Origin of the sequence: Acidovorax sp. IB03, from assembly GCF_016406015.1 — a bacterium.
GTDB lineage: Bacteria > Pseudomonadota > Gammaproteobacteria > Burkholderiales > Burkholderiaceae_C > Acidovorax > Acidovorax temperans.
The window spans coordinates 44,227-57,116 of the sequence record NZ_JAEFCH010000017.1 but is presented as its reverse complement, the minus strand read 5'-3'; the positions used below and the strand labels follow the sequence as shown (position 1 = coordinate 57,116).

12 protein-coding genes are annotated in these 12,890 nt (G+C 62.4%); 1 reads left to right on the top strand and 11 read right to left on the bottom strand.

Going from position 1 to position 12,890, the window contains the following annotated elements; genetic code table 11:
* Position 1: 1 nt before the first annotated feature.
* From folE to IHV84_RS11430, 3 genes are all read right to left on the bottom strand, one after another.
* On the bottom strand, positions 2-730 hold the full coding sequence (gene folE / locus IHV84_RS11440) for a GTP cyclohydrolase I (protein WP_198846946.1): 729 nt from the start codon (positions 728-730) through the stop codon (positions 2-4).
* Positions 731-846: 116 nt separating this feature from the next.
* Positions 847-2,076: a cardiolipin synthase ClsB gene (clsB, locus tag IHV84_RS11435; protein WP_198846945.1), complete on the bottom strand. Its 1,230-nt coding sequence runs from the start codon at positions 2,074-2,076 to the stop codon at positions 847-849.
* A gap of 38 nt (positions 2,077-2,114) precedes the next feature.
* On the bottom strand, positions 2,115-2,852 hold the full coding sequence (locus IHV84_RS11430) for an endonuclease/exonuclease/phosphatase family protein (protein WP_044399339.1): 738 nt from the start codon (positions 2,850-2,852) through the stop codon (positions 2,115-2,117).
* A gap of 123 nt (positions 2,853-2,975) precedes the next feature.
* Here IHV84_RS11430 and IHV84_RS11425 point away from each other — a divergent pair, with 123 nt between their 5' ends.
* On the top strand, positions 2,976-4,760 hold the full coding sequence (locus IHV84_RS11425) for a tetratricopeptide repeat protein (protein ID WP_198846944.1): 1,785 nt from the start codon (positions 2,976-2,978) through the stop codon (positions 4,758-4,760).
* A 44-nt stretch (positions 4,761-4,804) separates the two neighbouring features.
* Here the strand turns inward: IHV84_RS11425 and nudB are convergent, their stop codons facing one another.
* From nudB to IHV84_RS11385, 8 genes are all read right to left on the bottom strand, one after another.
* Positions 4,805-5,284, bottom strand: coding sequence for a dihydroneopterin triphosphate diphosphatase (gene nudB / locus IHV84_RS11420; RefSeq protein ID WP_157019990.1), 480 nt, complete (start codon positions 5,282-5,284; stop codon positions 4,805-4,807).
* Positions 5,285-5,332: 48 nt separating this feature from the next.
* Positions 5,333-6,157 (bottom strand): CsgG/HfaB family protein, encoded by an 825-nt coding sequence (locus IHV84_RS11415; RefSeq protein ID WP_198846943.1) that lies wholly within the window; start codon positions 6,155-6,157, stop codon positions 5,333-5,335.
* 111 nt (positions 6,158-6,268) lie between these two features.
* On the bottom strand, positions 6,269-8,083 hold the full coding sequence (gene aspS / locus IHV84_RS11410) for an aspartate--tRNA ligase (protein WP_044399346.1): 1,815 nt from the start codon (positions 8,081-8,083) through the stop codon (positions 6,269-6,271).
* Between the two features lie 45 nt (positions 8,084-8,128).
* Entirely contained in the window at positions 8,129-8,749 is a 621-nt protein-coding gene (locus IHV84_RS11405; RefSeq protein ID WP_066788079.1) for a DUF502 domain-containing protein, read from the bottom strand.
* A 9-nt stretch (positions 8,750-8,758) separates the two neighbouring features.
* The gene (locus IHV84_RS11400) at positions 8,759-9,064 is read right to left on the bottom strand and encodes an FmdB family zinc ribbon protein (RefSeq protein ID WP_044399352.1); all 306 of its coding nucleotides are present in this window, start codon (positions 9,062-9,064) and stop codon (positions 8,759-8,761) included.
* Between the two features lie 91 nt (positions 9,065-9,155).
* A complete protein-coding gene (locus IHV84_RS11395; protein ID WP_198846942.1) occupies positions 9,156-10,607 on the bottom strand; it encodes a sodium:solute symporter family protein in 1,452 nt (483 codons plus the stop codon).
* 145 nt (positions 10,608-10,752) lie between these two features.
* Entirely contained in the window at positions 10,753-12,318 is a 1,566-nt protein-coding gene (gene ubiB / locus IHV84_RS11390; RefSeq protein WP_066699153.1) for a ubiquinone biosynthesis regulatory protein kinase UbiB, read from the bottom strand.
* Positions 12,315-12,890 carry a hypothetical protein gene (locus IHV84_RS11385; RefSeq protein WP_066788070.1) on the bottom strand — a complete coding sequence of 192 codons (576 nt, stop codon included), beginning with the start codon at positions 12,888-12,890 and terminating at the stop codon, positions 12,315-12,317. The genes ubiB and IHV84_RS11385 overlap by 4 nt, the downstream gene beginning before the upstream one ends.

Genomic DNA, 12,890 nt, shown 5'->3' with positions numbered 1-12,890 from the left:
TTCAGTTCTTTCCAGGGATGAGGGAGAGGAATTCGCGGCGCAGGGCGCTGCCCTTGAGGAACACGCCACGCATGACCGAGTTGATCATCTTGCTGTCCATGTCGCGCACACCGCGCCAGGACATGCAGAAGTGGCTGGCCTCCATCACGATGGCCAGGCCATCGGGCTGGGTCTTTTCCATGATGAGGTCGGCCAGTTGCACCACGGCTTCTTCCTGGATCTGCGGGCGGCCCATGATCCAGTCCACCAGGCGGGCGTACTTGGACAGGCCGATCACGTTCGTGTGCTCGTTGGGCATCACGCCGATCCAGATCTTGCCGATCACGGGGCAGAAGTGGTGGCTGCAGGCGCTGCGCACGGTGAGCGGGCCGACGATCATCAGCTCGTTGAGGTGCTCGGCGTTCGGAAATTCGGTGATGGGCGGCTGCGCCACGTAGCGGCCGCGGAACACCTCGTTGAGGTACATCTTGGCCACGCGGCGCGCGGTGTTGTTGGTGTTGTGGTCGCCAGCGGTGTCGATCACCATGCTGTCGAGCACGCCCTGCATCTTCTCTTCCACCTCGTCCAGCAGCTTTTCCAGCTCGCCGGGCTCGATGAATTCAGCGATGTTGTCGTTGGCGTTGAAGCGTTTTCGTGCGGCGTTGATCCGCTCGCGGATCTTTACGGAAACGGGGGTGCCTTCTTCATCCGGCAAGGTGGTCGTCATAACGGCGGCGGGTTGACTGGACATGGGCAGATCGTAACAGCGAACGGATGGGCAGGCGTTGCAAGGGTTTTAGGCCTCCAGCGCTTTACCAGCAAGCGCAAGCAGCTATCAAATCAATAGCATTCAGATTTTTGAGCTGCTCAATATCGGTTGCCGGTGATCCATAAAGCCAGCCGCATCAGGCCAAAGGCCAGCCGGTCGAGCACGCGCTGGCGCAGGGGGCGACCGGCGTAGCGGGCGGGGTCCATGCGGCGGCCGGCGTGCTGCATGGCGTGCACCAGGCGCTGGCGCAGGTCGCGGGCAAAGGCCGTGTCTTCCACCACCACGTTGGCTTCGCGGGCCAGCAGCAGGCTCAGGGGGTCCAGGTTGGACGAGCCCACCGTGGCCCAGGGCCGATCGCCCATCGCATCCACCACCGCCACCTTGGCGTGCAAAAAGCTCGGCGCGTATTCGTGGATCTCCACCCCCGCCTCCAGCAGCGGCCCATACACCGGGCGCGCTGCGTGGTACTGCATGAAGTATTCATAACGCCCCTGCAGCAGCAGGCGCACGCGCACGCCCCGGCGGGCCGCCATCAGCAAGGCCTTGCGCAGCTTGCGGCCCGGCACGAAGTAGGCGTTGGCGATGATGACCTCGTGCCGCGCAGAGCCAATGGCACGCAGGTAGGTTTTTTCAATGCGGGCGCGGTTGCGAACGTTGTCGCGCAGCACAAGGGCGGCGCGCACCTGCGCACCGCTGCCGCGCGGCTGCCCAATTTGCTGCTCGGCATGGCGCTGGGCGCTGGCGGTGCGCAGCGCCTGCAGGGCTTCGGGCAGGCGGCGCTTGCGCACATCGCGCACGGCTTGCATGCGCCACCACAGTTGCTCCATGGCATCGCTGGCCTGCACCACCAGGCTGCCGGTGGCACGCACCGCAAAGTCAAAGCGGGGGGCGTCCAGCGCGCCGTGGTTGGGGTCGTGAAAATCGTCCAGCACGTTGATGCCGCCACAAAACAGCACCCGCCCGTCCACCACGCACAGCTTGCGGTGCAGGCGCCGCCAGCGGCTGGGCAGCAGCAGGCCCAGTCGGCCCAGGGGGGAATACACCCGCCACTGCACACCGGCCGCAGTGAGGCGGGCAGCCCAGGGGGCAGGCAGGCGGCCGGTGCCTACACCGTCCACCACCAGATGCGTGCGCACGCCGCGCTGCGCCGCACGGGCCAGCGCTTCGCCCACGCTGCTGCCCGCGCCAGTGAAGTCGAAGATGTAGGTTTCAAACTGAATGTCAGACAGGGCTGCATCCATGGCCTCGACCAGCGCCGGGAACAGCTCTTGTGCGCCCTGGTACAGGCGCACATCGTGGTCGTGCGCAAACTCAGGCGTGGGACTCATGGCCGTACAAATCACCCCAGGGGATCAACGCGCACACATCAGAGCCGGAATTCGGCAATCAGCGGCAAATGATCGGACATGCGCCACCAGATGCGCCCGCGGGGCACATGCAGGCTCACAGGCGTGAGGCCCCGCGCGTACACATGGTCCAGCTGCGCAAGAGGCAGCCGGGCCGGGTAGGTGTAGGCCCTGGGCGCCTCAAATTCCACCAGCCCATAGCCCCCCAGAATGCGCTTGAGCTGGGGGCCCCAGTCGTTGAAATCTCCGGCCACCACCACGGGCTCGCCCGGGGGCACCTCGCGCTCGATGAATTGCTGCAGGCGCTGCACCTGCCGCACACGGCTGCCCGGGATCAAGCCCAGATGCACCACGATGGCGTGCACCAGGCGGCTTTGTATCTGCACCTGCACATGCAGCAGGCCGCGCTGCTCGAAACGGTGGTCCGAGATGTCTTCGTGCTGGTGCCCCACCACCGGCCAACGGGTCAGCAACGCATTGCCATGTTCACCATGCTTGGTGATGGCATTGGTGCGGTAGACGGCTTCGTAGCCCTCCGGGGCCAGAAAGTCGGCCTGGGGCAGCTCTGGCCAATGGTGAAAGTAGCGCTGTTCGCGCCGGTGCAGCTTGCGCACCTCTTGCAGGCAGACCAGGTCAGCGTCCAGCTGCTCCACGGCGAGGCCCAGGTTATGGATCTCCAGCCTGCGCGCAGGGCCCAGGCCCTGCACACCCTTGTGGATGTTGTATGTGGCGACGCGCAAAATATCGGTGTGCTCCATGCCACCGATTGTGTCGCAACCCGGGACAACGGGCTTTCCCGCATCCGCTGCAGGGCCCCAATGGGCCTACACTAGCGCGAATTCACCCCACATTCGTGTGCCTACAGGACACCGCAGCCGTCAATGGCCACAGGCAAAGATTCGGAACCACAAGAAGTCCAGGCGTTGGTCATTGACAGCAACGCCACCTCACGCAGCATTTTGGTGGCCCAACTGCGTGAATACGGGGTGACCAAGGTGGTTCAGTGCAGCCGGGTGCGCGACGCCCGCAACCGGCTGGAGCACACGGTGTTCGACTATGTGCTGTGTGAACAGTATTTCACCGAGTCCAACCACTCTGGCCAAACCCTGCTGGACGACCTGCGCCGTGCGCAGCTGCTGCCCTTTTCCACCGTGTTTTTCATGGTCACCGCCGAGGCCTCGTATGCCGCAGTGGCGGAAGCCGCCGAGTCGGCGCTGGACGGCTATTTGCTCAAACCCTTCACCCCCAGCACGCTGTTCGAGCGGCTGAGCCTGGCCAGGCTGCGCAAAGTCCACCTCAAGCCGATCTTCGATGCCATTGAGCAGGAAGACTTTGAAACGGCCGCAGCCCTGTGCACCGAGCGCTTTGAAGCACGCCAGCCCTATTGGCTTTACGCCGCACGCATTGGCACCGAACTGCTGCTGCGGCTGGGCCGCCACGCGCAGGCCCGCACGCTGTTTGAAGCCGTGATTGCCGCACGCGCCCTGCCCTGGGCCAAGCTGGGCGTGGCACGCGCGCAGATCGAGTCAGGCCAGGCGGCGCGGGCCATCACCACCCTGCAGGGCCTGCTGGGTGAAGACGCCTCGTTTGCCGACGCCTACGATGTGCTGGGCCGCGCGCAGGTGGAGCTGGGGCAGTTCGCGGAAGCCATCGAGACTTACCGCACCGCCAGCGAACTCACGCCCGACTCCGTTGTGCGCCTGCAAAAGCTGGGGATGATGTCGTATTACATGGGAGAGCGGGCCACCGCCACCCGTGTCTTGTCGCGCGCCGCGATGCTGGGGCTGGACTCCAAGCTGTTTGACTGCCAGTCGCTGGTGCTGCTCACTTTCGCGTACTTTGCCGATAACGATCGCAAGGGCATTGAGCGCTGCATGGCCGACTTTGCGCGGCTGCTGGAGCGCCACGAAAACACCGACAGCCCACGCATCCTGCGCTTTGTGGAGGTATCGCGTACGCTGCAGCTCATCCAGCAGCGCCAGTTTTCACAGGCGGTGGAAGCGGTCAAAACCATGGCCAACGAAATCAATGCCAGCAGCTTTGATTTTGAGGCGGCGTGCAACCTGGGCAGCCTGCTGGCCGTGCTGGCCACCACGTCGATTGATTTGAGCGAAGGCGCGGTATGGATCAGGTCGCTGGGCATGCGCTATGCCAACACGCGCGGGCTGTGTGAGCTGATGGCCAACGCGTGCAACATCTTCCCGCCGTACTCGGAGTCCATCCGGGAATGCCTGCTGGAAATCAACCGAACGGCCGAAAAAGCCATGGCGCGCAGCCTCTCGGGCGACGCAACCGGCGCCGTGCGCAGCTTGCTCCGCCATGGCGCACAAACGCTGAACACGAAACTGGTGGACTTGTCACAGCAAGTGCTGCTGCGCCACCGCGACCGCATTGAAGAACCAGAAACCCTTCAGCAGGAAATTGACGCACTGCGTGAACGCTGCGGCGTAGCACCCACCAAAGCCGTCCTGGGGCAAGACAGTGAGCGGCACCCTGGTGGTGTTGTCATTCGAACCCGCGCCCGCTCTGCCGACAGCGACATCGCAGCCCAGCAACGTTTGCGCGCCGAGCGCGCAGGCACAGTGCAGACCTCGGACGCAGACAGCGAACAGCCGCCACCCGACCCGGCCGATCCCCTCGACAAACTTCGTCTGCGCCCCAACTGACACAGCGGTTCCCCCCAGGAATCGCTGGTGTGTAGCCAGAGCAGTTAGCCTCCATCCACCACCGACAAACGCGGCAACCATAGGCAGGCTTCGGCATTGGAGGCAGAAAAACACAGGTCGGCAGCATCGAGCCACGGCAGCCACTGAAAGCGCACGTGTTCGCGTGGATTGAGCACCACAGGCACCGCAGCAGGAACGCACAAGCCAAACACCCGCTCGCGGTTGCGCGACACGTCAGGCGCATAGCGGTGGCGCCACTGGGGCCAGATGTCGTAATGGTTCTCCAGCCCCCAATCCGTGAGCCTGCAACCGGGAGCCTGCACATCAATCCCGGTTTCTTCCTGCACCTCACGGGCAGCTGTCGCCTCCCACGGCTCATCCCAGTGGTCTTTGCTGCCCGTGACCGATTGCCAATGCTCCACCCCCTGCGCCGTGTCCGCACGCTGGATCAACAACACCTCCAGCGCGGGCGTGTGGATGACCACCAGCACCGACTCCGGAATCTTGTAAGGCTTGTGAACCATGTGTAGCGGCGCCGTCGTTCCAACGTGAAGAAAGAGGCAGGCCCCGCCTCAGGGCCGACCTTGAGTGGCCACGGGTGGTGGAAGCTCCTTCGCCTGCAACATGCGCACCTGGGCTACCAGCTTGTTGTGGGAATCGAGAAATGCCGCCGCAATCACTTTACCCTCGTTGGTATTGCTCCAGCCCGCACCCGCTCCACCTCCCAGGCGCCCAAACAATGCGCCAGCAGCGCCCAGGTCGGTGGTGCGCGCCGAGCCAGTAGCGGCCGCCACCTGCTCGGTGGTTTCGTTGTCGGTCAACAGCAGCGCGGTTTGCGCCTCCTTGAGCTTGACCTGCTCCGCCAAGCCAATCAGCCCCGCAATGTCACGCAGTACAGGAATCATCGCAATCACCCCCGCAATGCTGCGCCCGGCATCTTGTTCGCTGAAGGTGAGGCTGGGCACCAGGGTGTACTGCGCCTCATAACCCTGCCCTTTGGCCACCGTAGATTTTTGCCGCAGCACCCCGGCCTCCTTGAGTTCTTGCTCTCGGACGGTGGCACGCAACCCGGCAGACCGGTCTACCACCCGAAAGCAACCGCTTTGCTGGGCTATCAGTCGAATCAGCGGCACAGGAGACGCCGGCAGGTGGTAGGCGCTGGAGACGCTGTAGCCGTTCGGGTTCTCTGCCAGCGCCAGCGTGGCCACCGGCGCGTCACATCGGGTGAGGGATTTGTCGGCACCTTGCGCGCCTGCAGGGCCGGCAGAACCTGAGACGACCGAGCCGCCCTCACCCAACTCGGTCTTTTTCTCACCGCAACCCGCTACCACCAAGGCCGCCACCAGCAAAGTCACTGCACTCAGCCTTGGGGGTGTGCCATACACAGAATTCTTCATTTTTTACTCCCTGTATTCTTTTGAACGCTCCAACAAAAAAGCGGCCCAGACCTGAAGTCCGTGCCGCTTTGGCTCTTGCTACCTCATGCAACAGGGGTGCTTTGCGCCCGATCAGTTGGCTTTGACAGCGTCTGGGTTGCGCAAACGAATGTGCAGCTCGCGCAGTTGCTTCTCGTCCACTGGCGAGGGAGCCTGGGTCAACAGGTCCTGGGCACGCTGGGTCTTGGGGAAGGCGATCACGTCGCGGATCGACTCGGCACCTGTCATCAGCGTGATGAGGCGGTCCAAGCCAAAGGCCAAACCACCGTGCGGAGGCGCGCCGTACTGCAGGGCGTCGAGCAGGTAGCCGAACTTGGCCTGCGCGTCTTCAGGCGTGATCTTGAGTGCTGTGAACACCTTGCTTTGCACATCAGCACGGTGGATACGCACCGAGCCGCCGCCCAACTCCCAGCCGTTGAGCACCATGTCGTAGGCCTTGGCAAGGCACTTGCCAGGATCGGTGTCCATGAGGTCTTCGTGACCATCCTTGGGGCTGGTGAAGGGATGGTGCACAGCCGTCCAGCGGTCTTCTTCCTCGTCGTGCTCGAACATGGGGAAGTCCACCACCCACAAGGGAGCCCAACGGTTCTCGAAGAGACCGTTCTTCTTGCCGAATTCGCTGTGGCCGATCTTGATGCGCAGTGCACCGATGGCGTCGTTGACGATCTTTTCCTTGTCGGCACCGAAGAACAGCAGGTCGCCATCCTGCGCGCCAGAGCGCTTGAGCACTTCAGCCAGCGCAGCGTCGTGAATGTTCTTGACGATGGGCGACTGCAGGCCGTCACGACCCTTGGCCAGTTCATTGACACGGATGTAAGCCAGACCCTTGGCACCGTAGATCTTGACGAACTCGGTGTAGGCATCGATCTCGCCACGGCTGATGCCGCCGTTTTCGGCAGAGCCACCGGGCACGCGCAGGGCCACCACGCGGCCACCCTTCATGTTCGCGGCGCCAGAGAACACCTTGAAGTCCACGTCCTTCATCACGTCGGTCAGCTCGGTGAATTCGAGCTTCACGCGCAGGTCAGGCTTGTCGGAGCCAAAACGGTGAGCAGCTTCCTGATACGTCATGATCGGGAATTCACCCAGGTCCACACCCAGTTGGGTCTGGAACACCTCAGTGATCATGCGCTGGAAGATGGCGCGGATTTCTTCTTCGTCCAGGAACGAGGTTTCGCAGTCGATCTGCGTGAACTCGGGCTGGCGGTCAGCGCGCAGGTCTTCGTCGCGGAAGCACTTGGTGATCTGGTAGTAACGGTCGTAGCCGGCCACCATCAGCATCTGCTTGTAGAGCTGGGGCGACTGGGGCAGCGCGAAGAACTGGCCGTCGTGCACACGGCTGGGCACGAGGTAGTCACGCGCGCCTTCGGGCGTGCTCTTGCCCAGCATGGGGGTTTCGATGTCGATGAAGCCTTCCTTGTCCAGGAAGTTGCGCACCTGGATGGCCGTCTTGTAGCGCAGCATCATGTTGCGCTGCATGTGGGGGCGGCGCAGGTCCATCACGCGATGGGTCAGGCGTGTGGTTTCCGACAGGTTGTCGTCATCCATCTGAAAGGGAGGCGTGACCGAGGGGTTGAGCACATTCAGCTCGTGGCACAGCACTTCGATCTTGCCGCTCTTGAGGCTGTCGTTGGTAGTGCCCTCAGGGCGGGCACGCACCAGGCCCTTGACCTGCACACAGAACTCGTTACGCACGCCTTCGGCGGTCTTGAACATCTCGGCGCGATCTGGGTCGCACACCACCTGCACGTAGCCTTCGCGGTCACGCAGGTCGATGAAGATCACACCGCCGTGGTCACGGCGACGATTCACCCAACCCGACAGGGTCACGGTTTGGCCCATCAGGGCTTCGGTCACAAGACCGCAATAGTGAGAGCGCATGGCCATGGCATTACTTCCGGCGCCACTGTGGCGCAATGAATGAAAAGAAAATTACTTGAGAGGTAACTGGGTCGGGTCGGCAGGAGCCACCACCCCCATCGAGACGATGTACTTCAGCGCCGCGTCCACGCTCATGTCTAGCTCGACGCAATCGCTTTTGCGCACCATCACAAAATACCCGCCCGTGGGGTTGGGCGTCGTCGGCACGTACACGCTCACAAACTCGTCACGCAGGTACGCGGCAATTTCGCCGTTCGGGGCCCCGGTGACGAACGCCACCGTCCAGACCCCCTCACGCGGCCACTGCACCAGCACCGCCGTACGGAAAGCGTTGCCGCTTTCAGAAAACAAGGTATCGGAAACCTGCTTGACGCTGGAGTAAATGGAGCGCACCACAGGGATGCGGTGCACCAGGGCGTCGCCCCACTGCACCAATTTGCGACCCGCAAAATTGCTGGCCACGGCGCCCACCACCAGCAAGATGAGCAGGGTGAGAAGCACCCCGAAGCCGGGGATATGGATACCCAGCAACTTGTCGGGGTGCCATGCGCCTGGCAGGATCTGCAAGGTCTGGTCCAGCGTGCTGACAATCCAGTTCAACACCCAGGCGGTGATGACGCCGGGCACGATGACCAGCAAACCCGTGAACAGCCATTTGCGCAAAGCGGACATTACAGCCTGTCAGGTAGAAGAAGACGATGGCGTGCTGCTGGGGGCTGCTGGCGCGGGGGCCGCAGCCGGTGCAGCGGCAGGCGCAGCAGATTCAGACTTGGCTTCGGTGGCTGGAGCGGAGCTACCCCCGCTGCCGCCACGGAAATCAGTGACGTACCAGCCGGAACCCTTGAGCTGGAAGCCCGCTGCAGTCACCTGCTTGGAGAAAGCCTCTGCACCGCAGGCGGGGCATGTGGTGAGCGGGGCGTCGGAGATTTTTTGCAGCACATCCTTGGCATGGCCGCAGGTGCCGCATTTGTAGGCGTAAATAGGCATGTCAGTGTGTTGAGGGAAAGTGCAAAACCCTCAATTATAGGCGGCCCATCCACCTATCAACCCCTGCGCCATGGGCGCAGAGGCGAGGTAGTTAACGGGCGCTGCCTTCGTAGTGGGTAACGTGGCCCTTGTGATCGTCAATCCACTGCGGCGCCAGCGAGCCGCCCAGCATACCCACCAGTGCAGCCAGAACCCCAGCGAGTTGCTGCGGGAAGGCCTCCGAGAGCATAGGGCTGGCCACAAACAGCAACCAGACCCCCAAGCCCATGGTCACCGCGAGCAATGCGCCCTGGGTGGTGGCACGCTTCCAGTACAAGCCAAACACCAGAGGCACGAACGCCCCCACCAACGGCACCTGGTAGGCGCCAGACACCAGTTCATAGATCGAGGTGCCCTGCATGGTGATGGCGTAGGTCAGCACGCAGGCCGTGAACACCAGCACAGAGATCCGCATGGCCTTGAGGGTCTGCTGGTCTGTCATGCCAGGGCGCAGGTTGTGCAGGATATTCTCGACAAACGTCGTGGAAGGCGCCAGCAAAGTGGCAGAAGCTGTGGACATGATGGCCGAGAGCAGCGCACCAAAAAAAGCCACCTGCAACATGATCGGCATGTGCTCCATCACCAGGGTCGGGAGCACTTTCTGCGGGTCTTCCTTGAGCAAGGTCTGAGCGGTTTCAGGCATCACCAGCACGGCGGCCGTCACGACAAACATGGGAATGAAGGCAAACAGCAGGTACAGCACACCGCCGATGACGGGGCCCTTGCGCGCTGTGGCAGGGCTGTTGGAAGACATTACGCGCTGAAACACGTCCTGCTGGGGAATAGAGCCCAGCATCATCGTGATAGCGGCAGCGATAAAGAACGTCCATTCTTTGACTCCGCCACTGGGGAAGAACTGGAACTTGCCCTCACGTGCCGCGTATTCCACCACCTTGCCTGCACCACCTGCCAGGTCGGCAGCAAACCAGGCAATCGCCAGCAAGCCCACGCCAATCACGATCATCTGCACGAAATCGGTCATGGCCACAGACCACATGCCGCCGTACAAGGTGTAAATCAGCACCACCAGCGTGCCAATGACCATGCCCATGGTGACCGATACAGCCCCTTGGGTGAGCAAATTGAACACCAGGCCCAGGGCTGTGATCTGGGCAGCCACCCAACCCAGGTAGCTGAACATGATGATGGCCGAGCAGGACACTTCAATCACCCGCCCATAGCGCTGGCGGTAGTAATCGCCCAGCGTGATAAGGTTCTTCTGGTAGAGCTTGTAGGCAAAGAAAAGGCCCACCAGCACCAGGCACATCGACGCCCCGAAGGGGTCCTCGACCACGGCGCCGAGATTTCCATCAATGAAGCGGGCAGAGACCCCAAGCACCGTCTCTGAGCCGAACCAGGTCGCAAACGTGGTGGCAATCACCACGGCCAGGGGCAGACTGCGCCCAGCCACTGCATAGTCCGCCGTGTTGTGCACGCGGGTTGCGGCGTAAAGCCCCACACCAATCGAGACCAGCAGATACAGAACAATGAATGACAACAGCATGGGCCGCTCCGGAGCTCCAAGGGGGTTGTGAAAAAACAGGGCGCGCAGCGAGCCGCGCTACTGCACCAGGGAAACCAAGGGGCACAACCCCCTTTTCAAATGTGTGACGAAAGTCGGTGCGGATTATGAGGGCAAGTTTCGCGCCTCAGAAAACCCGGATCCGTATGAATAGCTGCATGGCCAGCAAGCCCAGCACAAACCCAGCACCGCCGTAAAGGATGGACTGCAGCAACCGATTGGTGCGCTTCTGGGTTTCCAGCAGGTCCTTGATCAGATGTTGCTGGTCCGCAGGCCGCTGACGCAGAGCGTCATAGAGCAGGCGTGGCAGCTCTGGCAGCAGCTTGGCGTAATGTGGCGCCTCGGCGCGCAACTCACGCCAAAAGCGCTGCGGGCCCATCTGCTCCAGCATCCATTTTTCGAGGAAGGGCTTGGCCGTGCTCCACAGGTCCAGGTCCGGGTCCAGCTCGCGGCCCAGGCCTTCGATGTTGAGCAGGGTTTTTTGCAGCAGCACGAGCTGCGGCTGGATCTCGACATTGAAGCGCCTGGAGGTCTGGAATAGGCGCATCAGCACCATGCCCAGAGAGATTTCTTTGAGCGGACGATCAAAGTACGGCTCGCACACCGCACGGATGGCCGACTCCAGGTCGTTGACGCGGGTTTCAGGCGGCACCCAGCCGCTTTCGATATGCAGCTCAGCCACCCGCTTGTAATCGCGGCGGAAAAACGCCACGAAGTTCTGAGCCAGATACTCTTTGTCAGACTCGGTGAGGGTGCCCACGATACCGAAGTCCAGCGAGATATAGCGCCCGAAGGTTTCAGGCTCCAGGCTGACCTGGATGTTGCCCGGGTGCATATCGGCATGGAAAAAACCATCGCGGAACACCTGGGTGAAGAATATGGTGACGCCATCACGGGCCAGCTTGGGGATGTCTACGCCAGCATCCTTCAGGCGCTCGACCTGGCTGATCGGCACGCCAGTCATGCGCTGCATGACCATCACCTCGGGGCGGCAAAAGTCCCAAAAAATCTCGGGAATGAGCACCAGATCGAGGCCATCCATGTTGCGGCGCAGCTGCGCAGCATTCGATGCTTCGCGGATCAGGTCCAGTTCATCGTGCAGGTAATTGTCAAACTCGGCCACCACCTCACGGGGCTTGAGACGCTTGCCGTCGGCCGACAGGCTCTCCACCCAACCGGCCATCATGCGCATGAGGCTCAGGTCTTTTTCAATCACGGGCAGCATGCCCGGCCGCAAGACCTTCACTGCGACTTCACGCTCCACACCGTCCCTGTCGAGCAGGGTGGCGAAGTGCACCTGGGCAATGGATGCACTGGCGACCGGCGTGCGTTCAAAAGACAGAAATACCGAATCCACCGGTTTCTGAAAGGCACGCTCGATGGTGGCAATGGCCACACCGGGGTCAAAAGGCGGTACGCGGTCTTGCAGCAGCGCCAGTTCGTTGGCGATGTCGGGCGGCAACAGGTCGCGGCGCGTGGACAGCACCTGGCCAAACTTCACGAAGATCGGGCCCAACTGCTCCAGCGCCTCGCGCAAGCGTTGGCCCCGCGGGGCGTCCAGATTGCGCCCGACGGACAGGATGCGAGAGAACGTGCGCAGCCAGGGCTTTTGAAAGCTGTCCAGCACCAGGGCATCCAGCCCGTATCGGAACACCACCCACAGAATGGTGCAGCCGCGCAAAAAGCGCTTCATGCCGCCGTCCGGTCCGTGCTGGTCACAGGCGCAGGAACCACGCTGCCGGAGGGCATGCGCGCGCCCACAAACTGCCGCAGGGCCTGCGCTGCGCGGCGGGCCACCTGGGCCACCTGGTGCGCAGGTGCATCACCCATCAAGCGGGCCAGATCTTCTTCCACATCCCAGCGGACATGGTCTACCAGCCAGTTGATCTCTGCCGCCAACTGCACATCGCCCTCGATGCGAATGGCGGGCTTGTCACCACGCAAGGCACTCTGCGCCAGGGCCAGGGGCGACAGCTCGGTCACCTCCAGGCGCAAGTCGGGCGAAACGCCTTCGGGCGCCACGTTGAACAGGCCCGCAGGAGTCACCAGCAGCGCCATCGAATAGGCGCGCCATTGCACCAGGGCAACGCGGCCTTTTTGGCGGCGCATGCGCTCCATGGCCTCGGGCTCTTGCATCAAGACATGGTTGATGAACAGCACGGCGCGCTGGTGCACTTCATGGACAAGCCATTGAGGCGGCTGCGGCCCAGAGGTGACGCGATCAAAAATGCTGTCCAGAAATGAAAAAGGGGACTGTGTTGCCAT